This window comes from Hylemonella gracilis str. Niagara R (assembly GCF_000600295.1).
Lineage (GTDB): Bacteria > Pseudomonadota > Gammaproteobacteria > Burkholderiales > Burkholderiaceae_C > Hylemonella > Hylemonella gracilis_A.
Genome location: NZ_JEMG01000001.1, coordinates 364368 through 391155 on the forward strand (window position 1 = coordinate 364368; position 26788 = coordinate 391155).

The window sequence follows — 26788 nt, forward strand, 5'->3', positions numbered from 1 at the left end:
GTTCAGACCGTCATGGACAGGATGCGTTGCAGGTTGATTTTTACTTTCACCTCGCGCGACTCGATGCCAGCGGCGATGCGGTAGTCGCTCATCGCGGTGTCACGCAGCACCGGGTCCACGATCGCAACACCATCGCGGTTGGTCAGCACGGCGACCTTGGGCGTGGTGGTGTTGGCGCCGCGCTTGACCACGATGGCGATTTCATCGGTCACCAGCTTGACGAAAGAACCAGGTGAGTGGATGCCGACAGCCTTGATCAGCGCTGCGCCGGCCTGGTCGACCTGCTGGTTCTCGTCGAAGTAGGTGGCCTTCATGGCCATCGCCGCCGAAGACGGCGTGCGCGTGGCGCGTGGCGAGCGACGCGCGCCGAAGGAGTCGGCGCGCTGGATCAACCGGGCCATGCGGTCACCCATGCTGTTGCGGTCGGTCAGGTTGCCCGAAGCAGCCGCGTGGTGGTTGCGCACCGCCTCCAGCCAAGTCTTGTCGCGCACGCCGGCCTTCATCAGCAATTCCACGGAGCGCAGGGGATGGTTGTTGACCAGCAGGCGTTGCTCGGGTGTGAGCGGGCCCTGCTGCTGGGTCAGTTTGTCCTGCAGGTCCGTCATGCCCACGTTCATGGAGAGCGCCGCCAAGCTCACCGTCATCTCATCGGCTTCTGGCCACCCCAGCACATCACGCGCGGCCAAACCGCACATCACGCTCACCAGCATGGCGTGGGTGGCGCTGTACATGCGTACTTCGTTGGTCGACAGATGGAATAGCGCGAGCAAGGCTGCGTCCGGGTTGCGGATGGCATGTTGGCGCAAGCGCTTGTGCAGGTGGTTCAGACGACCCAAAAAAGTCGGGCCATCGCCATCGCGCAGGATGGTGTTGGCTTCGGACTGATAGTCCAGCCAGTCGGGTGGCCCGATGGGCACATCATCCTCGTCGCGGACCAGGGCGGCGCTGGCGTCGGTGACATGGGCATCGGCGATGCGACCGATGGAACGGTCGCGCTGCACCATGTCGTTGAGCATGGCGCGGTAAGCGCGGTTGTGCGCCTCGGCGTCCGCCTGGTCGATGCAAAGGGACAGTCCACGGCCCACCAGCCGGAGGATCGTGGCGCGGTCAGGAATCGAGTATCCCTTGTTGGCGATCACCGTGCCTTCGGAATCCATCAAGGGGAATGCCAGGGGATGCCCGATGCGTATGGAGTCGATGCTGATGGGGACGAGTTTGCCGGTTGCCATAGAGGGTCGATTATGCAGGCTTATAGGGTGGCGACAAAGCTGGAAATTGCCATCGGCCCCCGCTGGTTGTGCGCCGGTTTCGGCGGTCTACACCGCATCGTCGGGGTCGTAAGGGCGTCAGATCGCCAGGGTAAACCATGCATGGGATATGCCAGTTTGCGACCTAGCCAACCCCGGGTTTTTCTGTTGCGAGCTTCCCAGGCACTAGGATCGGGTCCCGCGCTTCGAGTCGCGAGGACCTGTCCACCATGCCAATTCCCCCCGCTCCATCTGCGGCCAACCCCGCCTTTCTTGACAAGCTCTGTCCACGCGCCGAACTGTCCGCACGCTTGGCCAGGCTGCCCCGCCCGCTGGTGTTCACCAACGGGGTGTTTGACCTGATGCACCCAGGCCATGTCATCTATCTGGGGCAGGCGCGGGCGCTGGGCGCCAGCCTGCTGGTGGCCTTGAACACGGACGCGTCGGCGCGGCGCTTGGGCAAGGGGCCGCAACGCCCGCTCAACAATGAGCAGGACCGTGCCGTTCTGATGGCCGCTCTGGGCGCGGTTGATCTGGTCACCTGGTTCGACGAGGACACCCCTCAGTCCCTGATTGCCGAGGTGCGGCCCGATATCCTGGCCAAGGGGGGCGACTATGAGATGCACACGCTGCCCGAAACCGCGCTGCTTGCGTCTTGGGGAGGGCGGGCCTTGGCCCTGCCCTTCGTGGACGGTTATTCAAGCACGGCCCTGTTGAAAAAAATCCGCAGCTGAACGGCAATCGGGGCTGCCATGGGCCTGGATAGGGGCGGGTGCTGGTGCTCAGGTGGCAGGCCGCAGATGGGTCTCGAACACCGCCGCCCACAGCGCCAGCACCGCCGCGCGCTGCTGGGACGCTTGCTCCAGCGGCAACTGCGGCGGTGTCTCGTCCAGTCGGGCCTGGTGCTGGATGCGGCGCAGTTCGCGGTAGGCGTCAGCGGCCGCCGTGCCCACGGGCGCAGGCAGCAGCCCCGCTTCCTCGGCGGCGTGTAGCAAGGCGATATTGCCGCTGTTGCGGCGCAGTTCGGGATGCTGCGCGGCCCGGGAGAGCACCAGGTACTGCACGGCAAACTCCACGTCCATCATGCCGCCCGTGCCCTGCTTCACATCGAACAGGTCTTTGGGGGTCGGATGCGCCTGCCGCACCCGCTCGCGCATGCCCAGGATCTCCTGGCGCAAGGCCATGGGGTCGCGTGGCGCGCAAATCACGGTTTCGCGCACCGCGTCGAAACGCTGGCGCAACGCATCGTTGCCCAGCACGAAGCGGGCACGGGTCATGGCCTGGTGTTCCCAGGTCCAGGCGGTGTTGCTGCCGCGTTGCTGCTGGTAGTTGGCGTAGGCGTCGAAGGTGGTGATCAGCAGGCCCGAGTTGCCGTTGGGCCGCAGTGCGGTGTCGATTTCATAGAGGTCGCCCTCGCCGGTCTTCACGGTCAGCCAGTTGACCAACTTGCGCACCAGCAGAGCGTAGACCTCGGGCGCGTCTTCGTGCGCATCTTCGTAGACGAAGACGATGTCCAGGTCGCTGCCATAACCCAGCTCCTTGCCGCCCAGCTTGCCGTAGCCGATGATGCCGATCTGCGGCCCGTCGCCGGGTTCGGTGCGGTGTTTCTTGCGCAGCGCGTCCCAGCACCAGCGGGTGCTGACGCGTAGCACGGCATCCGCCAGCGCGCTCAGGTCGTCGGCCACCTGCTCGACGCTCAGTCGTCCTTCCACGTCCCGTGCCAGGGTGCGGAAGACCTCGGCATGGTGGGCGCGGCGCAGCAGGTTGAGCAGCGCTTCTTCGTCTCCGTCGCCCGTGGCGCGTAGCGCCTTGCGGCGGGTTTCCAGTTCGTGCTCGAACGCGGCGGAGTCGAAGCGCGCGGCCAGCAGGTCGCGCCCAGCCAGTTCGTCGATCACGCCCGGGTGCAGGAGCAGGTAGCGCGCCGGCCAGCGCGCCGCGCCCAACAGACGCAGCAGCCGCTCGTGCACGGCGGGGCGCTCCAGCAGCAGGGCGAGGTAGCTTTCCCGGCGCAGCAGCGGCTCCAGCCAGTCCAGCAGCCGGGTGTAGGCCAGCGTGGCCGTTGGTTCGGGTTTGGGCGCAGTTTGCGGCGCCAGTTTGAGCATGCGCGCGCTGCGCTCCAGCAGACGCAGCAGACGTGACTGGGCGGTCTCGCTCAGGGCCTGCACCCGTGGCTGCGTGCGCCAGAGGTCGTAACGTTCGTGCAAATCGGTGGGCAGATGGGCGCGCAAGCCCTCGAAGCTGGATGCACCATCAGCCTGGCGGCTGCAGCGTCGGCAATCCTTGTCCGGCGAGGGCGCGGTGTTGCCCAGCAAGGTGTCAAATTCCTGGGCCACGGCCTCGCGGTGCGCGTCCAGCTGGCTCAGGAAGTCACAGATGTGAGAGTCTGCGCCCCGGCTGCCGCGGAATCCAAGGCTGCGCGCCATCCACGCCAGATCGGTGTCCTGGGTGGGCAGCACATGGGTCTGCTGGTCGTCCAGATACTGGATGCGGTGCTCGACCTTGCGCAGGAAGACGTAGGCTTCTGCCAGCGCGCCGGCTGTGGCCGCCGGCATCAGGCCGGCCGTCACCAGGCGCTGCAGTGCAGTCAGCGTGGGGCGCGTGCGCAATTCGGGGAACTGTCCGCCACGCACGACCTGCAGCAGCTGCACGATGAATTCGATCTCGCGGATGCCGCCGCGTGAGAGCTTCACGTCGTTGCTGCGCTCGGGCCGGCCCGCGCTGCGCTTGTTGGCGTGCTCGCGGATCTGCCGGTGCAGCACGCGCAAAGCCTCGAAGACGTTGTAGTCCAGGTAACGCCGGAACACGAAGGGCGTCACCAGGGCGCGCAGCGCCATGACGGAATCATCCCGCTTGCCTGAACCGTCCTCGATGCGCGCGCGTGGCGCGACCACACGGCTCTTGAGCCAGGCCAGGCGTTCCCACTCGCGGCCCTGGGCGTGGAAGTAGGTCTCCAGCGCATCCAGGGAGCAGGCCATGGGGCCGGAGTTGCCATTGGGGCGCAGCGCCAGGTCGACCCGGAACACAAAACCATGTTCCGTCACGTCCGCCAGCAAGCCGCCGATGGCACGCACGGCCTTGGCGAAGTATTCGTGGTTGGAGATCCGGTGCTTGCCCTGGGCATCCCCTGCGGTTTCACCGTCTTCCTCATAGACGTAGATCAGGTCGATGTCGCTGGAAACGTTGAGCTCGCGCGCGCCCAGCTTGCCCATGCCCAGGACCCAGAACTTGCAGGGCGAGCCGTCGGCCTTGCGGGCCGGACCATGCGTTGCGTCGAGCATGGCCTGGGCCTCGGCGCAGGCCGTCTCGAGCGCGAACTCGGCCAGCGTGGTCATGCCCTGGCAGATGGTCTGCAACGGGGCCTGGTGCTCCACGTCCAGCACGGCCAGACGCTCCAGCACCAGTTGACGCAGGATACGCAGGGCCGCGCCCGCGTCGTGTCCGCCCAACGCGGGTTCGCGCAGTTTTTCGTAGGCCTGCAGCAAGGTCGCGAAGTCGGGGGCGACTGCACTGGCGCCGGGCGTGGCCGGCGAGATAGGCAGCAGGCTCAGCAGGTCGGCGTAGCGGCGGCGCACGCGCTGAACGTAGCGGGAATGGTCGGCCCGGGAGCCAGCGTCATCGTGCGTTGAAACGCCACATGCATCGTCCGGTTGGCAGGGCGTGGCCACGTTGCGGGTCATAATTCTCGGGAAATTTCGATCTGCCAATGAATGTGAATGCCCCGCCGCATCATCTGAATCTGCGTCCAACCCTCTCGCTGCGGGCGCTGGTCTGGTTGACGCGCGTGGTCTGGTGGCTGGTCTTGCTGGCTGTATTGCTGGGTTGCGCCGTCTGGGCGGGGCTGAATTTCTTCATTGTGCCCCGAATCGACAGCCTGCGTCCGGTGCTGGAATTGCAGGCCACCCAGATGCTGGGGCGACCCCTGCGCATCGGCGCCATACGCGCCGAAACCGATGGTCGTTTGCTGCCCTCCTTCGAGCTGCAGGAGGTGATGCTGTACGAGCGGGTGCAAGCCCCCGAGCCCGCAGGCGTGAGCGAGGGCGGGGCCATCAGCTACACCACGGCCGACCCGGCCTTGTACCTGCCCCGCGTGCGCGTGAAGCTGTCGCTGTCGGCCCTGCTGCGCCTGGGTTTTGACCAGTTGGTGATCGAACAGCCCGATTTGACGGTGCGTCGCACGGCGGACGGGCGACTTTTCATCGCGGGCATCGAAGTGCCGCAAACCTCCAGTGGCGAGGGCCGCCTGGCGGACTGGGTGCTGTCCCAGTCCGAATGGCGAATCACCGGGGGGCGTGTCTACTGGATCGACGAGACCCGCGACGTCAGCCCGGTGGATCTGCGCGGCTTGGAATTCCGCCTGCGCAACGGCGCGCGTACCCACGAATGGCGCTTGGACGCCGAGGCGCCGGCCGAGCTGGGCGGGCGTCTCAGCCTTCGTGGGCGTTTTCGCGAACCCTTGTTCTTCGCCCGCGCCGGGGACTGGCAGCGCTGGGATGGCCAGCTGTACGCCGAGCTGGAACGCGTAGACCTGGATGCTTTGAAGCAACGCGTGGATTGGCCAGCCCAATTGGCCCACATTCAGGCCGCGGGCGGCAGTGGCGCCTTGCGCGCCTGGGTCGACGTGGAAGAGGGGCGCGTCAATACCTTGACGGTGGACCTGGCTCTGCGGCAGTTGCAGCTTCGGCTCGGGACCGATCTGCCCGCGCTCGAGCTCAATCGTCTTGCTGGCCGCATCGGCGCCCGTTGGGGCAGCAGCCTGGGGGGTAGTCTGCAAGACGGTGCTTACGAGGTCTATACCGAAGGCTTGCGCTTCGATACCGGCGACGGCCTGGTCTGGCCCGGTGGTGACGCCCGCGTCAGTCTGGCCGAATACCGCCCTGGCCAGACCCTCGGTGCGTTGCGCCTGCAGGACATCGATCTCGCCGTGTTGGCCGATCTCGCCCGTTACCTGCCGTTGTCAGCGCAAGCGCACCAGGCCTTGCATGCCTATGCACCCCACGGACGCATCGAACGTCTGCAGGCTAACTGGCAGGGTATGTCGGGTGCGATGCCCGAGCGCTACGAGGCCGTGGGCCGGGTTGTGGGCCTGGAGTTGGCGGCGCAGATGGGAATGTCCTCGGAACCCAGGTCCGGGCCAGACATGAGAGCGGGGGATGCCAATGCTCACGCGACCACGGGTGCGCGCGCCTCGGGCCGGGTCACGCCTGGGGTGGCGGGACTCAGCGTTGATTTCGACCTGAACCAGGAAGGCGGTAGCGCCAAGCTGCAGTTCCGTCAAGGCCATCTGGAACTGCCGGGCTTGTTCGAGGTTCCACGCTTCGCACTGGACCCCTTCAGCGCCGATCTGCGCTGGCGCCTGAAGGCGGGCCAGCTCGACAGCGTGCAGATCAACAACGCCCGGATCGCCAACGCCGATCTGCAAGGTGAGTTCCAGGGCGAATGGAAGGCGCCACCGCAGGAGGCCCAGCACGCATCGTCCACTCAGACGACCGGGCGCCGCCTGGGTCTGCTTGATCTTCAGGGCAACTTCAGCCGCGTGGACCTGGCGCAGGTGCATCGTTACCTGCCCTTGTCCTTGCCCGTAAGTGCCCGCAACTACGTGCACGATGCATTGCCCCAAGGCCGAGCCAGCCAGGTGCGCGTGCGGCTGCGGGGTGAGCTGGACCAATTCCCTTTCCGCCAAGGCGCCGGGGAGTTCCGTGTCACGGCCCAGGTTCAGGACACGACCTTCGTCTATGTGCCGCCCTCGCTGCAGTCCACGGACCAACTGCCCTGGCCGGTCCTGAAGGACGTGCGCGGTGAGTTTGTGATGGATCGCGCCAGCCTGCAGTTGCGCAACTTCAGCGCCGCGCTCGCGGGCACCACACGGGTGCAGCTCGCGCAAAGCCAAATTCAGATTCCTGAACTGGGTCCGGGCCTGCGCGTGCAGACCGATCTGAATTTCACGGGCGCGCTGGACGACATGCTGCAGCGCATGGTGGCCGCGTCCCCCCTGGATGCCTTGCGAACGAACGTGCTGGCCCATGCACGGGCGACCGGAGACGCCGCCGCGCGGCTGAAGCTGGATCTGCCGCTGGCCGACCTCAAGGCCAGCACAGTCCAGGGCCAGTTGCTGCTGGCGGGCAACACGCTGCGACCTGTGGCAGGCATGCCCGCCTTGACGCAGGTGCGTGGCATCGTGCACTTCAGTGAGCGCGGTTTCGCCTTGAGCGCGGTGCAAGCCCGGCTGTTCGGCGGTGAAGTGCAGGCCGAGGGCGGCACCATGCCTGTGCCGGGCGCGCTGACCCTGCAGTCCACGTTCAAGCCCGCTTTGCTGCCGATGCCTGTGCCCACGCCGTCGTCGACATCCCAGTCACGCTTGCGCGTGCAGGGCCAGTTCACGGCCCAGGGTCTGCGACAGGCTGGCCAGGAGGAAGACGCCAGCGAGGTCTTGCGTCGATTGGCCGCGCTCGCGCGCCAGATGGAAGGCGGCGCACGCTATGAAGCCGAGTTCGGTCTGAACGAAGGCGCTCCCGAATTTTCCTTGCGCACCGATCTGCGGGGCTTGACCCTCAGCTTGCCGGCACCCCTGCGCAAGCCGGCCGACCAAAGTCTGCCCCTGCGCCTGCGCCTGGAGCGGGCAGCCCCGCGTGACGAGCGGGAGGCCAGCCTCACCCTGCCGTCGGTGACTGCGCCCGCAGCCCAACAGGGCTGGCACGACCTGATCAGCCTGGAGGTTGGGCGCCTTTTGCAGCTGCGCTACGAACGCGTGCACGAAGCCGGCGGCGAACGGCCCCGGGTGCTACGCGGCCAGTGGCTGCTGGATCTGGCGGCGCAGGATTGGGCCCAAGCGCCGCGCGTGGCTCCGGCGCTGCCAGACGCAGGCGTGCACGCCTTGCTGAGACTGGGCACGTTCGATGTGAATGCCTGGCTGGACGCGGTCGACCCGGGCACGGACAAACGCAGCCGCCCGGCCCAGTCATTGGTCGGTCGTGCGGGCGCAGTGGATGGGGGGCGGTCTGGACCCGAGACCGAGACCTGGCTGGACTACCTGCCCACGCAGCTGCGCGTGCTTGGTGATCGCGTGCAAATGGGCAAGCAGAGCCTGCATGCGCTGGAAGCGGATGCCACCCGCGAAGGTGGCTCCTGGCGCGCGCAACTGAGTGCCCAGGAAATCAGCGGGGACCTGAGCTACCGGATGCCTTTGCGTATCGCGTCGACTGCGAATGCGCCCGCCGTGGAGGGCGGGGCAGGACATCTGCATGCCCGTCTCTCGCGCCTGGTGCTGGACATCTCGGCGGACGAGATCGACCCCTTGCGTGCCTTGGACCCGACCCGTCCAACCCATGAGAGTCGCGACATCGCGACGCTCGACGCCCTTGATCTGCCGGCGCTGGACGTGGTGATCGAGCAATTGCGCCTGGGCAAGCAAAGCCTGGGCCGCGTGGAACTGGAGGCCGGCCATGCCCCCGCACCCGCCGCCACCTCTGGGTCTGCCTTGGCCGGCGGCGCCTGGGTCTGGCAGCTCAAGCGCATGCGTGTCGTGATGCCCGAGGCGGACTTCACCGCGCAAGGGCAGTGGCCGGCGATGCCGTCCGCGTCCACGGAGCCTTCGACACCAGGTGCCGTGTCCCCCGTGGTCCGGCGCAGCACGGTGGATTTCCAGCTCGAGGTCAAGGACGGCGGACGCCTGCTCGCGCGTCTGGGCAAACCGGGTCTGATCGAGGGGGGCGCCGGGACCTTGCGAGGCCAGCTCGGCTGGGATGGCCTGCCTTGGCGGCCCGCGATCGCCGTGCTGGACGGCACGCTCCGGATCCGCATCGAGCAAGGGCAGTTCCTCAAGGTCGAGCCGGGCGCGGCGCGCCTGCTGGGGATTCTGAGCCTGCAGTCCTTGCCTCGTCGCCTCTTGTTTGATTTCCGGGATTTTTTCTCCGAGGGGTTCGCCTTCGATTTCGTGCGCGGCAATGTGCAACTGGTCGACGGCGTGGCGCGCACCAACAACCTGCAAATGAAGGGCGTGACGGCCGCCGTGCTGATGAGCGGTCAGGCTGACCTGAATCAGGAAACGCAGGATCTGCGGGTGGTCATCGTGCCGGAGATCAATGCCGGCACCGCTTCCCTGATCGCGGCCTGGATCAATCCTGCCGTGGGCCTGACCACCTTTCTCGCACAGGCTATTCTGCGCCGGCCTGCCATCGCGGCGGCCACCCAGGAGTACCACGTCACTGGAAGCTGGGTCAACCCGCAGGTGGAGAAAGTCGAGCGGGGCAGGGACGAAGGCAAGCCCAGCGCGGGGCAGGGTACCGCGCCAGATGCCAGCCAGGAAGAACCCTCGTCTTCCAACGCAGAGCCGCCGTGAAGCGTGGCGTCGGGGGTGTCAGGCGCCGATCTGGCTCGGCTCAGTCCTTGCGTGCTGACGATGGCGCCTTGCTGTCCGTGCTTTCTTCCGTGCCCGGATCCGGATCCAGTTCGCCGCGCTTGCGGCCCGAGAACATCGTCCACCAAATGATGAACAGCAGGATCAAAAGGGCGCCCAGGGCTTCAAGCAAAATCAACCACATGAAACGATTTCCGACCAGAACAAGAAAACAAGAACACAACGGCCCACGCATTGTAGAAACGCCCCCCCGCGGGGGGCGCATGACCCTTTGGGCACTGGTCCCGATCTTGGCAACGCTGCTGGCGGCCTGTGGGGATCTTTCGGTCTACCACGCGCCGCCGCCCGTGCAGGAAGCCTCCCGGCCGGACCCGACACGCGCCGTCACGGGGGGCATGGTCACGCCGGGCAGCGAAACCGGCGCACCTGCGGTGGACTACCCCCTCAATGGCCGCATGCTGCAGCAGCCCCGCAGTCGCTGGATCCCGGTGGACTGGGCCGAGCTGCCCGGCTTCGGCGCCGATACCGTGGGCGACGCCTGGTCCGCCTGGCTGCGCAGCTGCGAACGTCCCGGCACCCTGGTGGCCATCTGCGCGGATGTCAAACGCCTGGCCAGCGCCAGCGACGATGAACGCCGCGCCTGGATGCAGACGCGGCTGCAGCCCTACCGCATCGAAAACCTGGAAGGCGAATCGCAGGGCATGCTCACCGGCTACTACGAGCCCGTGGCTGACGCGCGGCGTTTGCCCGATGCCCGCTTCAAGACCCCGCTCTACCGCGTGCCCGGGCCGCCCGCGCCCCTGGGTTCACGCAAGCCCTGGTACAGCCGCGAAGAGATCGACACCTTGCCCGAGCCGCAAGCCGCCCTGCGCGGGCGCGAGATCGCATGGCTCGAAGACCCGGTGTCCGTGCTCAACCTGCAGATCCAGGGCTCGGGCCGCCTGCGCATCACCGAGGCCGACGGGCGCGAGCGCATGGTGCGCGTCGCCTACGCGGCCACCAATGACCAGCCCTACCGCAGCGTGGGCAGCTGGCTGCTGCAAAAAGGGGAAGTGCGGGACGCGTCCTGGGCCGGCATCCGGCAGTGGGTGGCGGCCAACCCCGGCCGGGTGCAAGAGATGCTCTGGGTCAACCCGCGGGTGGTCTTCTTTCAGGAACAGGTGCTGAACGAGGCCGACACCGGCATTGGCCCCAAGGGCGCGCAGGGTGTGCCGCTGACGGCGGGGCGCTCCATCGCGGTCGACCCCCAAAGCATTCCGTATGGTGCGCCGGTCTGGCTGGCCTCCACCGGCCACCTGCCGCTGCAACGCCTGGTGCTGGCGCAGGACACGGGCAGCGCCATCACGGGCGCGGTGCGCGCCGACTACTTCGTCGGCACCGGCCCCGAAGCCTCGGCCGTGGCAGGGCGCATCAAGCAGCCGCTGCGGCTGTGGGTGCTCTGGCCCCGATAAGCGCAGGGTTCTGCTCGGGCGCGTGTGACGGGGAAAACCCGGCTGCATGAAGCCTCAGCCTTCAGACATAGTGGTTTCCGGCCCGCCCACAAGGCGGTTCATGTTCGTCGTGTTTTGGCCACCCCAAGGCGCGCACACCCCACCGGAGTACCCGCGTCATGAACGCTCCCTTGCCCGCGCATGTGCGCCGCGCCCTCGAAACAGTCACCCTCGACGATAAATACGCCCTCGCATCGGGCCAGGCCTTCATGAGCGGCGTGCAGGCCCTCGTGCGTCTGCCTATGCTGCAGCGCCAGCGCGACGCGGCGGCGGGACGCAACACGGCGGGTTTCATCAGCGGCTACCGCGGCTCCCCGCTGGGCACCTACGACCAGGCGCTGTGGAAGGCCAAGACGCACTTGCAGGCGCAGCACATCGTTTTCCAGCCCGGCGTCAACGAAGAGCTGGCCGCCACGGCCATCTGGGGCACGCAACAATTGGGGTTCGCCCCGCCGGACAGCAAGCGCTTCGACGGCGTGTTCGGCCTCTGGTACGGCAAGGGCCCGGGCGCGGACCGCTGCGCCGATGTGTTCAAGCACGCCAACATGGCGGGCACGACGCCCTGGGGTGGCGTGATCGCGGTGGTGGGTGACGACCATGTGGCCAAGAGCAGCACGGCCGCGCACCAGAGCGACCACCTGTTCAAGGCCTGTGGCCTGCCGGTGTTCTTCCCGGCCAATGTGCAGGAAATCCTGGACCTGGGCATCCACGCCTGGGCTCTGAGCCGCTACGCGGGCGTGTGGTCGGGCGTGAAGACCATCCAGGAGATCGTGGAATCCAGCGCCACGGTGCAGATCGACCCTGGTCGGGTGCGCATCCTGCTACCCGAGGATTTCCAGATGCCGCCGGGCGGCGTGCACATCCGCTGGCCCGACGCCCCGCTGGACCAGGAGGCGCGGCTCTACGACCACAAGTGGTACGCGGCCCTGGCCTATGTGCGCGCCAACCGGCTCAACCACAATGTGATCGAAGGGCCGGCCGATGTCTTCGGCCTCATCGCCAGCGGCAAGGCCTACAACGACACCCGCCAGGCCCTGCTCGACCTGGGGCTGGACGAAGCGGCCTGCCGGCGAATCGGCATCCGCCTGCACAAGGTGGGCGTGGTCTGGCCGCTGGAGGCACAGCTCACGCGCGAGTTCGCCCAGGGCCTGCGCGAAATCCTGGTGGTCGAGGAAAAACGCCAGGTCATCGAGTACCAGCTCAAGGAAGAGCTCTACAACTGGCGGCCCGACGTGCGCCCGAACGTGCTGGGCAAGTTCGACGAGGGCGACGATGCGGCGGGCGGCCATTTTGGCGGGGAATGGTCCCTGCCCAATCCCACCGCCCATACCCTGCTGCGCGCGAACGCAGACCTGTCGCCGGCCTTGATCGCGCGCGCCATCGCGCGGCGCCTCAAGAAGCTGGGCCTCGCGCCCGAGGGCAGCGACGCCGCGGCGCGCATGGACGCGCACCTGGCCGTGCTCGATGCCAAGGAGCGCGCGATGCAGGCGCTGGAGGTGCGCATGAGCGGGTCGAAAGCCGCCGAGCGCCAGCCCTGGTTCTGTGCCGGTTGCCCCCATAACACCAGCACCCGGGTGCCGGAGGGTTCACGCGCGATGGCGGGCATTGGTTGCCACTACATGGCGCTGTGGATGGACCGGTCCACGCTGGGCTTCACGCAGATGGGGGGCGAGGGCGTGCCCTGGGTCGGCCAGCAGCCCTTCACGAAGGAGCAGCATGTCTTCGCCAACCTGGGCGATGGCACCTACTTCCACAGCGGCATCCTGGCCATCCGCCAGGCCATCGCCGCGGGTGTGAACATCACCTACAAGATCCTCTACAACGACGCGGTGGCGATGACGGGCGGGCAGCAGATTGGAGAGCGACCCGAAGGTCATTCCGTGCTGCAGATCATGAACAGTCTGCTGTCCGAGGGCGTGTCCCGGCTGGTCATCGTGAGTGACCAACCCGGGAAGTACCGAGGCCTCCCGATCGCGCCGGGCGTGGGGGTGCATCACCGAGACGAACTGGATCACCTGCAGCGCGAGTTCCGTGAGATCAAGGGCACCAGCGTCATCGTCTACGAACAGACCTGCGCCACCGAGAAGCGCCGTCGCCGCAAGCGCGGCATGCTGAGCGAGCCGGCCGTGCGCGTGCTGATCAACGAAGCGGTCTGTGAGGGCTGCGGAGACTGCGGCGTGCAAAGCAATTGCCTGGCGGTGGAGCCGCTGGAGACCGAGTTCGGCCGCAAACGCCAGATCAACCAGAGCAGCTGCAACAAGGACCTGAGCTGCCTCAAGGGCTTCTGTCCCAGCTTTGTCACGGTCGAAGGCGGCACGCTGAAAAAGAAGGCCCAGCCCTCCGTGCCGGCCGTGGACAGCCTGGACGATCTGCCGGAACCGGACATCCCGCCGCTCGCATCGGGCGCGAGCGCTGTCTGGGGCATCGTCGTCGCGGGCGTGGGCGGTACCGGTGTCATCACCATCGGCCAGTTGCTGGGCATGGCGGCCCATCTGGAAGGCAAGGGCATCGTGACCCAGGACGCGGCCGGGCTGGCGCAGAAAGGCGGTGCGACCTGGAGCCATGTGCTGATCGCCGCGTCGCAGGAGGTGGTGCACGTCACGCGCGTGGGCATGGCCGCAGCCGACCTGGTGATCGCCTGCGACCCCATCGTGGCGGCCGGCAAGGAAACCCTGCTGCGCATGCGCCCGGGGCGCACGCGCGTGGCGCTCAACAGCCATGGCGCGCCCACGGCCGCCTTCGTGCGCGACGCCGACTGGCGCAACCCCGCCGCGACCTGCGCGAGCGAGGTGGCCGGGGCGTTGAGCGAGGCCAGTGTCGCTGACCCTGGCGAAGACACGAAGGCCCAGTTGGGCATCTTCGACGCCGACACCGCTGCCTCGCGCCTGATGGGCGACAGTCTCTACGCCAACCCCATGATGCTGGGCTACGCCTGGCAGCGGGGCTGGGTGCCGCTGCGCCTCGAATCCCTGCTGCGCGCGATCGAACTCAACGCCGTGGCGGTGGCGCAGAACAAGGCGGCGTTCGGCTGGGGCCGCCGCGCGGCCCACGCGCCCGAGGATTTCGCGCGGCGCTTGGCGTCGGCCAGCACTCCGTCGCAAGCCCTGGTGTTCCACAAACCGCTCACGCTGGACCAAGTCGTGGCGCGTCGCGTGGAGTTCCTGACGGCCTACCAGGACGCAGCGTATGCCGAGCGTTACCGGGCCTTCGTCGGGCGCGTGCGCCAAGCCGAGGCGGCGTTCGGCAAGACACAGCTCAGCGACGCCGTGGCCCGGGGCCTGTTCAAGCTCATGGCCTACAAGGACGAGTACGAAGTCGCCCGCCTGCACAGTGACCCGGCGTTTCTCGCGCGCATCGGGGCGCAGTTCGAGGGCGACTTCAAGCTCCACTACCACCTGGCGCCGCCCTTGCTAGCGCGGCGCAACGCGCGGGGTGAGTTGCAGAAGCGCCGCTTCGGCCCCTTCACGCTCACGCTCTTTCGGGGGCTGGCGCGCCTGAAGGGCTTGCGCGGCACGGCCTTCGACCCCTTTGGTCATACCGAGGAGCGCAAGACCGAGCGCGCCCTGATCGCGGAGTACCGCGCCTGCATCGAGGAACTGTTGGCCGGCCTGTCCGCGCAGAACCTGGCCGCCGCGACCGAAATCGCCCGCCTGCCCGAGCAGATCCGGGGCTACGGCCATGTGAAGGCCCGGCATCTGGCGGCGGCGCGGCTGGCCTGGGATGCCAAGATGGCGGCCTGGCGGGTCCAGGCGGCGGGTCAACGGCCGCTATAAGCGGCGTGCAACCTCGCGGCTCGGGCTGCATCACACGTTCTGGCCCCTTCCCGCGCGGCGGCCGACGTCGGGCTTGGAACCCCCAGGGCGCCACGGGACACCATGACCGCGCCGCACGGCCGCCCGTACAATCGGCGGCTTTCCGTGTGAGCGGCCTAGCGGGCCGCTCGCGCGCTTCATAACCGCCAGGAGCCTATTGTGTTCATTTCCACCGCTTACGCCCAAACCGCGCCCGCTGCAACGCCCGAAGGTGGGCTGGGTTCGTCCCTGATGAGCATGCTGCCCATCGTGCTGATGTTCGTGGTGCTGTACTTCATCATGATCCGTCCGCAGATGAAGAAGCAGAAGGAGCACCGCGCCATGGTCGAAGCCCTGGCCAAGGGCGACGAAGTGGTGACGGTCGGCGGCATGCTGGGCCGCGTGAGCAGCGTCGGCGACAACCAGCTGGGTCTGGAAATCGCCTCCGGTGTCGAAGTGCAGATCCAGCGCCACGCCGTGGCCCAGGTGCTGCCCAAGGGCACGCTGAAGTAAGTCCACCGTGCATGGCCGGGTGGCGCGCCGTCAAGCGGCGACACCCGGTGCCTCGGCCCCGCCTCTCTTCTCGTGTCTTCGTCAGGCGCGATCCCGTCATGAACCGTTACCCCCTGTGGAAATACGCGATCATCGTGATCGCCTTGCTGGTGGGCGCCATTTACACGGCGCCCAATTTCTTTGGTGAAGCCCCGGCCGTGCAGGTTTCGCCCGCCCGCGCCACCCAGAAAGTGGACTCGGCCGTGCAGGCGCGCGTCGAGGATGCGCTCAAGCAGGCCGGCTTGTCCCCGCTGGCCGTGCAACTGGATGGCAGCGCCCCCGGCGGCACGCTGCGCGTGCGCTTCGATTCCACCGACGCGCAGCTGCGGGCCAAGGACGCCATCAGCCGCGCGCTCAACCCCGATCCGGCGGCCTCGGGCTACATCGTGGCCCTCAACCTGATCTCCAACACGCCCGGCTGGCTCAGTGCCTTGCGTGCCGCGCCCATGTACCTGGGGCTGGATTTGCGCGGCGGCGTGCACTTCATGCTGCAGGTGGACATGCAGGCCGCGCTGACCAAGAAGGCCGAGTCGCTGGCCGGTGACCTGCGCACCACCCTGCGTGAGAAGAGCATCCGGCACGGCGGCATCGCGCGCAATGGCGAGACGATCGAAATTCGCTTGCGCGGCGGCGACGCGGCTGCCACGGCCGAAGCCATCCGGCGCGTGCTGCTGGAGCAGTTCGCGGACCTGCAGCTGGTGGAAGGCAATGAGGGTGGTGACATCAAGCTGAGCCTCAGCCTCAAGCAAGCGGCCGCCCGACTGGTGCAGGAGCAGGCGCTCAAGCAGAACATCACCACCCTGCACAACCGCATCAACGAGCTGGGCGTGGCCGAGCCGGTGATCCAGCAGCAGGGCTTGGACCGCATCGTCGTGCAGTTGCCTGGCGTGCAGGACACCGCCAAGGCCAAGGACATCCTGGGCCGCACCGCCACGCTGGAACTGCGTATGGTGGACGAAAGCACCGAGGGCCGCGCCGCCGAGCTGGGCACCGGTGCCGTGCCTTTCACCTCGGAACGTTATCTTGACCGCGATGGCCGCGCGGTCATCGTCAAGAAGCAGGTCGTGCTGACCGGTGAGAACCTGACCGACGCCCAACCCGGCTTCGACAGCCAGACGCAGGAACCAACCGTCAACCTCACCTTGGACGCCAAGGGCGCGCGCGTGTTCCGCGACGTGACGCGCGAGAGCGTGGGCAAGCGCATGGCCATCATCCTGTTCGAGAAGGGTGTGGGCGAGGTGGTGACGGCCCCCGTCATCCGCAGCGAGATTGGCGGCGGGCGTGTGCAAATTTCCGGGCGCATGAGTACCACCGAGGCCGCCGACACGGCCCTGCTGCTGCGCGCCGGTTCGCTGGCCGCGCCGATGGAGATCATCGAGGAACGTACCATCGGCCCCAGCCTGGGCGCGGACAACATCGAGAAAGGCTTCGCCAGCGTGACCTGGGGCTTCGTCGCCGTGGCGCTGTTCATGGGCGTCTATTACATGCTGTTCGGCGTGTTCTCCGCCGTGGCCCTGGCGGTCAACCTGCTGCTGCTGGTTGCCGTCCTGTCCATGTTGCAGGCCACGCTGACCCTGCCGGGCATGGCGGCCATGGCCCTGGTGCTGGGCATGGCCATCGACGCCAACGTGCTGATCAACGAGCGGGTGCGCGAGGAACTGCGCAATGGCGCGTCTCCTCAGGCCGCGATCGCGACGGGTTATGACCGGGCCTGGGCCACGATTCTCGACTCCAACGTCACCACGCTGATCGCGGGCCTGGCCTTGCTGGCCTTCGGCACGGGGCCGGTGCGGGGCTTCGCGGTCGTGCACTGCCTGGGCATTGTGACCAGCATGTTCTCTGCCGTGTTCTTCTCGCGTGGCCTGGTCAACCTCTGGTACGGCAGCCGCAAGAAGCTCAAGAGCGTGTCGATCGGGACGGTGTGGCGGCCGGATGGCCAAGCCACCGGCAAGACGGAATAAAGGGGAGCGAGCGCCATGGAGTTTTTCAAGATCAAACGCGACATTCCCTTCATGCGCCATGCGCTGTTGCTGAATGCCGTTTCCATCGTCACCTTCCTGCTGGCGGTGTTCTTCCTCGTCACGCGCGGCCTGCACCTCTCGGTGGAGTTCACGGGCGGCACGCTGATGGAGGTGAGCTACACGCAGACCGCAGACCTGGAGGCCATCCGGGGCGGCATCGCGAAGCTCGGGTATACCGATGTGCAGGTGCAGAACTTCGGCACGGCGCGCGATGTGTTGATCCGCCTGCCGGCCGTCAAGGGCGTGAGCTCCGGCGAGCAGAGCGCTCAGGTGCTGGGCGTGCTGCAGGCCGCTGATGCCGGCGCCACCTTGCGGCGCAGCGAATTCGTCGGGCCGCAGGTCGGTGACGAACTGGCGCTGGACGGGCTCAAGGCCCTGGCCTTCGTGGTGATCGGCATCGTGATCTACCTGGCTTTCCGTTTCGAGTGGAAGTTCGGCGTCGCGGGCATCATCGCCAACCTGCATGATGTGGTCATCATCCTGGGCTTTTTCGCCTTCTTCCAATGGGAGTTCTCGCTGCCGGTGCTGGCGGCGGTGCTGGCCGTGCTGGGTTATTCGGTGAACGAGTCGGTGGTGATCTTCGACCGCATCCGCGAGAGCTTCCGCCGCCAGCGCAAGATGGATGTGAAAGCCACCATCGACCACGCCATCACCAGCACCATCAGCCGCACCATCATCACCCACGGCAGCACGCAGTTGGTGGTGCTGTCCATGCTGATCTTCGGTGGCCCCACCCTGCATTACTTCGCCCTGGCGCTGACGATCGGCATTTGTTTTGGCATCTACTCGTCCGTCTTCGTCGCCGCCTCGATCGCCATGTGGCTGGGCGTCAAGCGCGAGGATCTGATCAAGGCCACGCCCGACAAGGGCAAGCATGATCCCAAGGACCCGAACTCCGGCGCGGTGGTCTGAACGCGGGGCGGGAGGCCGGTGTCCGCAAGGTGTAGGGGGCGACAGGCCCCCTTTCTTTTTTCACCGCCGGAAATGCCGCGACGCGCGTGCCGCAGGCACCGCGTTCAAGCCTTGCGGCGACTCTCGCGCTGGCCCAGGCCCCAGATGCTGGTGAGCAGCAAGGCGCCGCCCAGCCATTGCGGCAGGCTCAGTTGCTCGCCCAGCAGCCAGGCCGCCAGCAACACCGTGGTCAGCGGCTCCACCAGGACGGCGATGGTCAGCAGGGTGGGCGACAGGCGTGCCGCGCCCCAGCTGAAGGCCAGCAGCGCCAGCGCCGCGGTCACGATGCCCAGGTACAGAAACCAGGCTTGCGGCGGCACATCCGTCGGCCATTGCAAGGGCTGGTGCAGGGCGGACAGGCCCATCACGGCGGCGGCCACCACGGTCAGGCCCAGGGTGGCCGGTCCGGCGCCCAGCGCATTCGACAGTTTGCCGCTGACCAGGGTGAAACCGGTGTAGAGCAGGGCCGAGCCGATCGCGAAACCGACACCCAGGGCAAGCTGCATCACGTCCGGGACATGACTGGCACCCGCGCCGTCCGAACCGGCCTCGTGGGGCAGCACCAGCAGCAGCGTGCCTAGCAGGGACAGGGTCAGCAGCACGAGCAGCGGCCAGCTGGTTTGCTCCTCTCCACGCGCCAGCGCGACCAGGGTGACCAGCACCGGCGGCAGGCACAGCGCGATCAGGGTCGGGATGGCCGCGCCGATGCGCTCAATGCCATAAAACCACAGCAACACATAACCTGCCATGGCCGCGCCCGCCGCCAGCAGGGTGCCCAGCATCGGGCGCAAGGTCCGCCAGAACGCGGGCCATTGCGCGGGGCGGCCGAAGACGGACAGCAGCACGAGGGCGCCCACGACAAAGCGCCAGAAGGAGATGTTTTCGGGCGTGAAGCCGTGGCGCTGGATCAGCACCTGCACGACCAGCGCGCCCGTGCCCCAGAGGAAGCCGGCGCCGCAGGCGGCGGCCAGCGCGAGGTGGGTGGTTTTCTTTTGCATGAGGCTTGGGATGGAGGGAGGTCAGGCGCTGCCGCTTACTCCAGCGGTAGGGCCGTGGTCTTCTTGACGGTGCGCAGCACCAGCATGGAATTCACGCGGGCCACCCCGGGCAGGCGCATCAGCACCTCGCGGTGCAAGCGTTCCAGGTCCTCGGCGTCGCGGTAGCTGAAGCGGATCAGGTAATCGTTGCTGCCGGCCACGTAGTGGCAGTCGAGGATTTCCGGCTGGTCCAGCACGGCCTGCTCGAAGGCCTCGATCCGCGCCTGCGCCGTGCTCTCGAGGTTGACGATGGTGAAGCTCGCGCCGCTCTTGCCGATGGCGCGCGGGTTCAGCAAGGCCACGTAGCGGGCGATGACACCCGCGTCCTCCAGGGTCTTGACGCGCCGCAGGCAGGCCGAGGGTGAGAGGTGCACGCGTTGCGCCAGTTCCAGGTTGGAGCAGCGCCCGTCGGCCTGCAGCTCCCGCAGGATGGCGCGGTCGATCGCGTCCAGCGTGGCATCATGTGCGTTCGCGGCAAGCTTAATTCGCATGAAAATTTTCCAGAAAGAAAATTGACGCAATCTTATTGCATGGCCTCGGGCAGCTGCTCAGCCAATGCGCAAGCACATTGCGTCCGGCTTTCTCTAGACTGGGGCATCCGCCGAAGCATCTTTTTCAGAGGCAGATTTCTTGCTTGAAAGTGACGCATCCGGCCCGGTTTTTCACTCTTTTGCACCGACCATGAACAAAGCCATCGACGCTTCCCTGCTGGCCCAGACCACTGCCCATGCCCCGGCCATGGACGCTTTCTGGATGCCCTTCTCCGCCAGCCGCCAGTTCAAGAGCGCGCCACGCCTGCTGGCCAAGGCCAAGGACATGCATTTCTGGACCCCCGAGGGTCGCCAGATCCTGGACGGCGTCGCCGGCCTCTGGTGCGTGAACGCGGGCCATGCGCGCCCGAAGATTGTCGAGGCGGTGCAGAAGCAGGTGGCCGAGCTGGACTACGCGCCGCCCTTCAACATGGCGCACCCGAAGGCATTTGAGCTGGCCGAGCGCCTGACCCAGATCACACCCGCAGGCTTGAACCGGGTGTTCTTCACCAATTCGGGTTCGGAATCGGTGGACACCGCGCTGAAGATGGCGGTGGCCTACCACCGGGCGCGCGGTCAAGGCACCCGCACCCGCTTCATCGGCCGCGAACGCGGTTACCACGGCGTCAACTTCGGTGGCATCTCGGTCGGCGGCATCGTGGGCAACCGCAAGACCTTTGGCCCCATGCTGACCGGCGTGGACCACCTGCGTCACACCCATGACCTGGCGCGCAACGCCTACAGCCGCGGCGTGCCCGCGCACGGCGGCCCTGAACTGGCCGAGGACCTGGAGCGCATCGTGGCCCTGCACGATGCCAGCACCATTGCCGCCGTGATCGTCGAGCCCGTGGCCGGCTCCACCGGCGTGGTCTTGCCGCCCGAGGGGTACCTGCAGCGCTTGCGCGAGATCTGCGACAAGCATGGCATTCTGCTGATCTTCGACGAGGTCATCACCGGCTTTGGCCGCCTGGGCGCGCCCTTTGGCGCCACGCGCTTCGGCGTCACGCCCGACCTGATGACCACGGCCAAGGGCATCAGCAACGGCACGGTGCCCATGGGCGCGGTGTTCGCGAAGCAGGTGATCCATGAAACGTTGACCAACGTGGACAGCGCGCCCCATGTCATCGAATTCGCGCATGGCTACACCTACTCGGCGCACCCACTGGCCTGCGCGGCGGCCCTGGCCACGCTGGACACCTATGCCGAAGAGGGGCTGCTCACGCGCGCCGCCGAAATGGAAAGCTACTTCGCCGACGCCTTGCACGCGCTCAAGGGCCTGCCGCATGTGATCGACATCCGCAACATCGGTCTGGTGGGCGCCGTCGAACTGTCGCCGTTGGCTGGCTTGCCGGGCAAGCGTGCCTTCGACGTGTTCCTCCAGTGTTTCGAGCAGGGTGTGTTGATCCGCACCACGGGCGACACCATCGCCATGTCGCCGCCGCTCATCATCTCGAAGGCCCAGATCGACCAATTGGTCGGCACTTTGGCCGAGGTGTTGAAACGGGGTTGATCGAACGCGACGGGTCCGACCGGATGTGTTTATGTCCTTGCTCAAGACCGACCAGGAACTGACCCGGAACTCGTATTACGTCGCCACCGCGCCGCGCACGCAGCGCTATGCCGCGCTGCAGGACGACGTGAGCGCCGACGTCGCCGTGGTCGGTGGGGGCCTGGCCGGCCTGTCGGCTGCGCTAGAACTGAGGGCCAGAGGCTACAGCGTGGTGCTGCTGGAAGCGCGCGAGCTGGGCTGGGGCGCCTCGGGCCGCAACGGGGGCCAGGTCATCGCCGGGCTGGCCAGCGATATTTCCGTGATCGAGGAGCAGTTGGGCACTGCCGCAGCCCGCCGGGTCTGGGACATGACGGTCGAGGCCGTGAACCTGGTTCACGAGCGCCGCGCGCGCCATGCCATCGACTGCGAATGGCAATCCGGTTACCTGACCCTGGCCGTCAACGCGCGCAAGGCCAAGGCGCTGCGTGCCTGGCAGGAGGAGATGTACCTGCGTTACGATTTCCAGAGTCGCTGGATCGAGTCGCAGGACATGCCGCGCTGGATCGTCAGCCCGCGCTTTCACAGCGGTGTCTACGACGATTTCAACGGGCATCTGCATCCGCTCAAGTACACGCTGGGACTGGCGGCCGCGGCCGCGCAGGCCGGCGTGCGCATCCACGAAGACAGCGCCGTGACGGCCCTGCAGGCCCAGGCCGCAGGCGCGCTCACCACGCTGCGCACCGAGGCGCGGGTCGTCGGGCGGGACGGTGTGGTCCAGGGCAGCGTGCGCGCCCGGTATGTGCTGCTGGCCGGCAACGTTTACCAGCAAGGCATCGCGCGGGCGTTGGAGGCGCGCATCATGCCGGTGGGCACCTACATCATCGCCTCCGAGCCCATGGACCCTGCCTTGGCCGGATCGTTGATTCCCAGTGGCGCGGCGGTCTGCGACACCAACTTCGTGCTGGACTACTTCCGCCCCATGCAGGACCACCGCATGCTCTACGGCGGACGTGTCAGCTACAGCACGGCCACGCCCATGAACCTAGCCGAAAGCATGCGCAGGCGCATGCTGCTGTCCTTCCCGCAGCTGAAGGATGTGAAGGCCGAATACGCCTGGGGCGGTTTCGTGGACATCTCCATGAACCGAGCGCCGGATTTCGGCCGCCTGTCGGAGCGCACCGGCGACCAAGGGCATGCCAATATTTATTATCTGCAAGGCTTTTCCGGTCACGGCTTGGCGTTGACCGGTTTGGCGGGTAAGCTGGTGGCCGAGGCCATCGCAGGCCAGGCCGAGCGTTTCGACATCTTCTCGCGCATTCAGCATCGCGCCTTTCCGGGCGGGCGCTGGCTGCGTACCCCGGCGCTGGTGCTGGGCATGGCCTACTACCGCATCAAGGATCTGCTGTGAACGCGCCCACGCCCCTGTCCGCCCTGCCCCTCGCCACCAGCGCGGGAGCAGCACCTTCGGAACGTAAACCTCTGGTTCTGGTGCCGTCCTGCAACCGACAGGTTGGGGACCACCCCTTCCACATCGCGGGCAAGAAGTACATCGACGCGGTGCGTTTGGCTGGCTGCCAGCCTCTGGTCGTGCCCGGCGCGACGGACGCGCGGGAAATGCAGGCCCTGCTGGATCTGGCCGACGGCGTGCTCCTGACAGGCTCGCCGTCCAATGTGCATCCCAGCCATTTCGAGGAAGGGGTGCAAGACCCCAGCCTGCCGCTCGACCCCGAGCGCGACGCCTGGACCTTGCCCTTCATCCGCGCCGCGTTGGAGCGGGGCATCCCGATGTTCGCGATCTGCCGCGGTTTCCAGGAAACCAATGTGGCGCTCGGTGGCAGCCTGCACCAGGCCGTGCAAGAGATCGAGGGCAAGAACGACCACCGGGGTGCGCCCGATGACCCGAAAGCGCCCCCCGAGGTGGTCTATGCGCAGGCGCATCCGGTGCGGGTGCAAGCCGGCGGGCGGCTCGCGGGCATCGTCGGGCAGGAAGAATTCCAGGTCAACTCGGTGCATGGCCAGGGCGTGAACCGCCTGGCCCCCGGCCTGCGCGTGGAAGCGCGTGCGCCCGACGGCCTGGTCGAAGCGTTTTCCGCCGAGACCGTGGCGGGTCGACCGGTACCGGGTTTTAATCTTTGCGTGCAGTGGCACCCCGAGTGGCTGGCCGCGCACAACCCCATTTCGCTCAAGCTGTTCCGCGCCTTCGGTGAAGCCTGCGTGCTCTACCGTGATCGGCACCGCGCCCCTCAGCCAGCAGCGTTGCGCGCCTGAAGCCCTGGCCCGGTCCGCAGGTCTGCGGGCCGTCGCAACGCCTCTGGCCGCGAGCAGGAACAGTCCGCCTTCGCGCTTCGCCTGCACCGGCCGTCATCCGTGAACAGAACAGTGGGAGATTTCCATGGTTGAGAAAAACAACTTCGGCTTCGCCGAACTCGAACGGTGGCTCAATGAACGCCGCGTCACCGAAATTGAATGCCTGGTGCCCGACCTCACAGGCGTGGCGCGCGGCAAGATCCTGCCGCGCGAGAAATTCACCGAGGATCGCGGCATGCGCCTGCCCCAGGTGACGGTGGCGATGAGCGTGACGGGGGAGTTTCCCGAGGACGGTCCTTACTACGACGTCATCGACCCGACCGACCGCGACATGCAGCTGCGGCCCGACCCGAGCACGGTGCGCATCGTGCCCTGGGCCATCGACCCGACGGCCCAAGTGATCCACGACTGCTTTGACCACGAGGGCAAGCTCATCCCCTACGCGCCGCGCAGCGTGCTGCGCAAGGTTTGCGAGCTGTACGCCGCCGAGGGTTGGAACCCCGTGGTCGCGCCAGAGCTGGAGTTTTACCTGACCGCGCGCAACACCGACGCCAACACGCCGCTGCGTCCGCCCATTGGCCGCAGCGGCCGCGCCGAGACTTCGCGTCAGGCCTACAGCATCGACGCGGTCAACGAGTTCGATCCGCTGTTCGAGGACATCTACGCCTACTGCGAGCAGATGGGCCTGAACGTGGACACGCTGATCCACGAAGTCGGCGCGGGTCAGATGGAGATCAACTTCTTCCATGCCCATCCCATGGGCCTGGCCGACGAGGTGTTCTTCTTCAAGCGCACCGTGCGTGAGGCCGCGATGCGTCACGACATGTACGCCACCTTCATGGCCAAGCCCATCGCCGGCGAACCTGGCAGCGCCATGCACATCCACCAAAGCGTGGTGGACAAGACGGGCCGCAACATCTTCAGCAAGCCGGACGGCACGCCTTCGGACGCGTTCTACCACTACATCGGCGGCCTCCAGCGCTACACACCGGCCGCGATGGCCTTGCTGGCGCCTTATGTGAACAGCTACCGGCGCCTGTCGCGCTTCACGGCCGCGCCCATCAACATCGAGTGGGGCCAGGACAACCGCACGGTGGGCATCCGCTCGCCGATTTCCACGCCCGAGGCGCGTCGCCTGGAAAACCGCGTGATCGGCGCCGACGCCAACCCCTACATCGCCATGGCCGTGACGCTGGCCTGCGGCTACCTGGGCATGAAGAACAAGATCAAGCCCAAGGACGAGATGAAGGGGGATGCCTACCTGACGCCGTTTGCCTTGCCGCGTGGCCAGAGTGATGCCCTGGACCTGCTGCGCAAGGAAACCGATTTGCACGAGGTGCTGGGCAAGGAATTCGTGACCGTCTACAGCGAGATCAAGGAAATCGAGTTCGATGAGTACATGAAAGTCATCTCGCCTTGGGAGCGTGAGCATCTGCTGCTGCACGTCTGATGAACATGGCTCCCCCCCGAAGCGCCTTCGGCGCCTCTCCCTCAAGGGGGCGCACTCAGTGGCCCGGCAAAGCCGGTTCCACGAGTGCCCCCGAAGGAACGCTTGGTCAATGAATGCACGCATGAAACCTGTAGCGCAACGCACCACTGCCGAATGGCAACAGGCCGATTCGGCGCACTACCTGCACCCATTCACCGACCACGGCGCGTTGTCGCGCAAGGGCGCGCGCATCATCACCCGCGCCGATGACATCTACCTCTGGGACAGCGAGGGGCAGAAGATCCTCGACGCCATGAGCGGCCTGTGGTGCGTCAACGTGGGTTATGGCCGACAGGAGCTGATCGAGGCGGCGACGCGGCAGTTGCAGACGCTGCCCTTCTACAACAGCTTCTTCAACACCGCGACCCCGCCCGCCATCGAACTGGCCGAGTTGCTGGCCCAGGTCACGCCGCCGCAGTTTCAGCATGTCTTTTTCGGCGGCTCGGGCTCGGAGAGCAACGACACCGTCGTGCGCCTGGTGCGGCGTTATTGGGATCTGCAGGGCCAACCCGAGCGCAAGGTCATCATCAGCCGCAAGAACGCCTACCACGGTTCCACCATGGCTGGTGCTTCCTTGGGGGGCATGTCCGAGATGCACCAACAAGGGGGGCTGCCCATTCCCGATATCGTGCACATCGAACAGCCTTTCTGGTTTGCGCTGGGGCGTGATGACAAGGGCGCGCGGTTGAGCCGCGAGGACTTCGGCCGCAAGGCCGCCAGCTGGCTGGACGACAAGATCAAGGAAATCGGCCCGGGGCGCGTGGCCGCCTTCATCGGCGAACCGGTGCAGGGCGCGGGCGGCGTGATCGTTCCGCCGTCGACCTACTGGCCCGAGATCCAGCGCATTTGCGACCAGCACGGCATCCTGCTGGTGTCCGACGAGGTGATCACCGGTTTCGGTCGCACCGGGCAATGGTTTGGCTGCGAGACCATGGGAACGAAACCCGACCTGATGACCTTCGCCAAGGGCGTGACCAGCGGCTACATCCCCCTGGGCGGCGTGATGGTGGGCGAGCGCGTGGCCAAGGCGCTCGCCGACGGTGGCGAATTCGCCCATGGTTACACCTACAGTGGGCACCCGGTGGCTTGCGCGGTGGCGGTGGCCAACATCCGCCTGATCCAGCGCGAGGGGCTGGTCGAACGCGTGCGGGAAGACACCGGGCCGTACTTGGCCGAACGCTACGCGGAGTTGGCCGACCATCCCCTGGTGGGCGAAGCGCAGACCTGCGGCCTGATGGCGGCCTTGCAACTGGTGCGGGACAAGTCCAGCGGCGCGGCGTTCCCGTCCGAACTGGCGGTGGGCATGATGTGCCGGGCCCACTGCTTCCGCGAGGGGCTGATCATGCGCGCCGTGGGCGACCGCATGATCATCGCGCCGCCGCTGTCCATGACCCGCGCCCAGATCGACGAGATGGCGGCGCTGATCCGCCGCTGCCTGGACCTGACCCTGGCCGAGCTGAGGCAGAAAGGCGCGTTCTGATGCGCGCGGCCTGGCGGGGCCGGTGTCGACTGTGGCACGGACTTTGCCTTT

Annotated in this window: 17 protein-coding genes; 12 read left to right on the plus strand and 5 right to left on the minus strand. The window is 67.0% G+C overall.

Annotated features, from left to right (window positions below; all coding sequences use genetic code 11):
• Nucleotides 1–2: 2 nt before the first annotated feature.
• Complete coding sequence (locus AZ34_RS01750) at nucleotides 3–1229, minus strand: HD-GYP domain-containing protein (protein ID WP_035604147.1); 1227 nt, start codon at nucleotides 1227–1229, stop codon at nucleotides 3–5.
• Between the two features lie 248 nt (nucleotides 1230–1477).
• Between AZ34_RS01750 and AZ34_RS01755 the strand changes: the two genes are divergently transcribed.
• Nucleotides 1478–1981 (plus strand): adenylyltransferase/cytidyltransferase family protein, encoded by a 504-nt coding sequence (locus AZ34_RS01755; protein ID WP_051509447.1) that lies wholly within the window; start codon nucleotides 1478–1480, stop codon nucleotides 1979–1981.
• A gap of 48 nt (nucleotides 1982–2029) precedes the next feature.
• On the opposite strand, the gene glnE is transcribed toward AZ34_RS01755, so the two are convergent.
• The gene (gene glnE, locus AZ34_RS01760) at nucleotides 2030–4924 is read right to left on the minus strand and encodes a bifunctional [glutamate--ammonia ligase]-adenylyl-L-tyrosine phosphorylase/[glutamate--ammonia-ligase] adenylyltransferase (RefSeq protein ID WP_035604149.1); all 2895 of its coding nucleotides are present in this window, start codon (nucleotides 4922–4924) and stop codon (nucleotides 2030–2032) included.
• A 26-nt stretch (nucleotides 4925–4950) separates the two neighbouring features.
• Here glnE and AZ34_RS01765 point away from each other — a divergent pair, with 26 nt between their 5' ends.
• On the plus strand, nucleotides 4951–9582 hold the full coding sequence (locus tag AZ34_RS01765) for a YhdP family protein (protein ID WP_051509448.1): 4632 nt from the start codon (nucleotides 4951–4953) through the stop codon (nucleotides 9580–9582).
• Nucleotides 9583–9622: 40 nt separating this feature from the next.
• Here the strand turns inward: AZ34_RS01765 and AZ34_RS18500 are convergent, their stop codons facing one another.
• A complete protein-coding gene (locus AZ34_RS18500; protein ID WP_197026481.1) occupies nucleotides 9623–9784 on the minus strand; it encodes a hypothetical protein in 162 nt (53 codons plus the stop codon).
• Between the two features lie 79 nt (nucleotides 9785–9863).
• Between AZ34_RS18500 and AZ34_RS01770 the strand changes: the two genes are divergently transcribed.
• From AZ34_RS01770 to secF, 5 genes are all read left to right on the plus strand, one after another.
• Nucleotides 9864–11051, plus strand: a complete 1188-nt coding sequence (locus AZ34_RS01770) for a murein transglycosylase A (RefSeq protein ID WP_155831693.1) — start codon at nucleotides 9864–9866, stop codon at nucleotides 11049–11051.
• A 158-nt stretch (nucleotides 11052–11209) separates the two neighbouring features.
• Entirely contained in the window at nucleotides 11210–14863 is a 3654-nt protein-coding gene (locus AZ34_RS01775; protein WP_035604152.1) for an indolepyruvate ferredoxin oxidoreductase family protein, read from the plus strand.
• Between the two features lie 198 nt (nucleotides 14864–15061).
• Nucleotides 15062–15394, plus strand: coding sequence for a preprotein translocase subunit YajC (yajC, locus tag AZ34_RS01780; protein ID WP_035604154.1), 333 nt, complete (start codon nucleotides 15062–15064; stop codon nucleotides 15392–15394).
• A gap of 98 nt (nucleotides 15395–15492) precedes the next feature.
• Nucleotides 15493–17394, plus strand: a complete 1902-nt coding sequence (gene secD, locus AZ34_RS01785) for a protein translocase subunit SecD (RefSeq protein ID WP_035604156.1) — start codon at nucleotides 15493–15495, stop codon at nucleotides 17392–17394.
• A gap of 15 nt (nucleotides 17395–17409) precedes the next feature.
• Nucleotides 17410–18366: a protein translocase subunit SecF gene (gene secF, locus AZ34_RS01790; RefSeq protein WP_035604159.1), complete on the plus strand. Its 957-nt coding sequence runs from the start codon at nucleotides 17410–17412 to the stop codon at nucleotides 18364–18366.
• Nucleotides 18367–18470: 104 nt separating this feature from the next.
• Here secF and AZ34_RS01795 read toward each other — a convergent pair whose 3' ends face one another.
• Together AZ34_RS01795 and AZ34_RS01800 are read right to left on the minus strand one after the other, a co-directional pair.
• On the minus strand, nucleotides 18471–19403 hold the full coding sequence (locus tag AZ34_RS01795) for a DMT family transporter (protein ID WP_035604162.1): 933 nt from the start codon (nucleotides 19401–19403) through the stop codon (nucleotides 18471–18473).
• 35 nt (nucleotides 19404–19438) lie between these two features.
• Nucleotides 19439–19933 carry an Lrp/AsnC family transcriptional regulator gene (locus AZ34_RS01800; protein WP_035604165.1) on the minus strand — a complete coding sequence of 165 codons (495 nt, stop codon included), beginning with the start codon at nucleotides 19931–19933 and terminating at the stop codon, nucleotides 19439–19441.
• 190 nt (nucleotides 19934–20123) lie between these two features.
• Between AZ34_RS01800 and AZ34_RS01805 the strand changes: the two genes are divergently transcribed.
• The 5 genes from AZ34_RS01805 (at nucleotide 20124) to AZ34_RS01825 (ending at nucleotide 26737) form a co-directional block, all read left to right on the plus strand.
• Entirely contained in the window at nucleotides 20124–21482 is a 1359-nt protein-coding gene (locus AZ34_RS01805) for an aspartate aminotransferase family protein (protein ID WP_197026482.1), read from the plus strand.
• 31 nt (nucleotides 21483–21513) lie between these two features.
• The gene (locus AZ34_RS01810) at nucleotides 21514–22869 is read left to right on the plus strand and encodes an NAD(P)/FAD-dependent oxidoreductase (protein ID WP_035604168.1); all 1356 of its coding nucleotides are present in this window, start codon (nucleotides 21514–21516) and stop codon (nucleotides 22867–22869) included.
• A gap of 80 nt (nucleotides 22870–22949) precedes the next feature.
• Nucleotides 22950–23729, plus strand: coding sequence for a gamma-glutamyl-gamma-aminobutyrate hydrolase family protein (locus tag AZ34_RS01815; protein ID WP_035610603.1), 780 nt, complete (start codon nucleotides 22950–22952; stop codon nucleotides 23727–23729).
• Between the two features lie 124 nt (nucleotides 23730–23853).
• Entirely contained in the window at nucleotides 23854–25218 is a 1365-nt protein-coding gene (locus AZ34_RS01820) for a glutamine synthetase family protein (RefSeq protein ID WP_035604171.1), read from the plus strand.
• Nucleotides 25219–25339: 121 nt separating this feature from the next.
• Complete coding sequence (locus tag AZ34_RS01825) at nucleotides 25340–26737, plus strand: aspartate aminotransferase family protein (protein ID WP_231495435.1); 1398 nt, start codon at nucleotides 25340–25342, stop codon at nucleotides 26735–26737.
• Nucleotides 26738–26788: the final 51 nt, after the last annotated feature.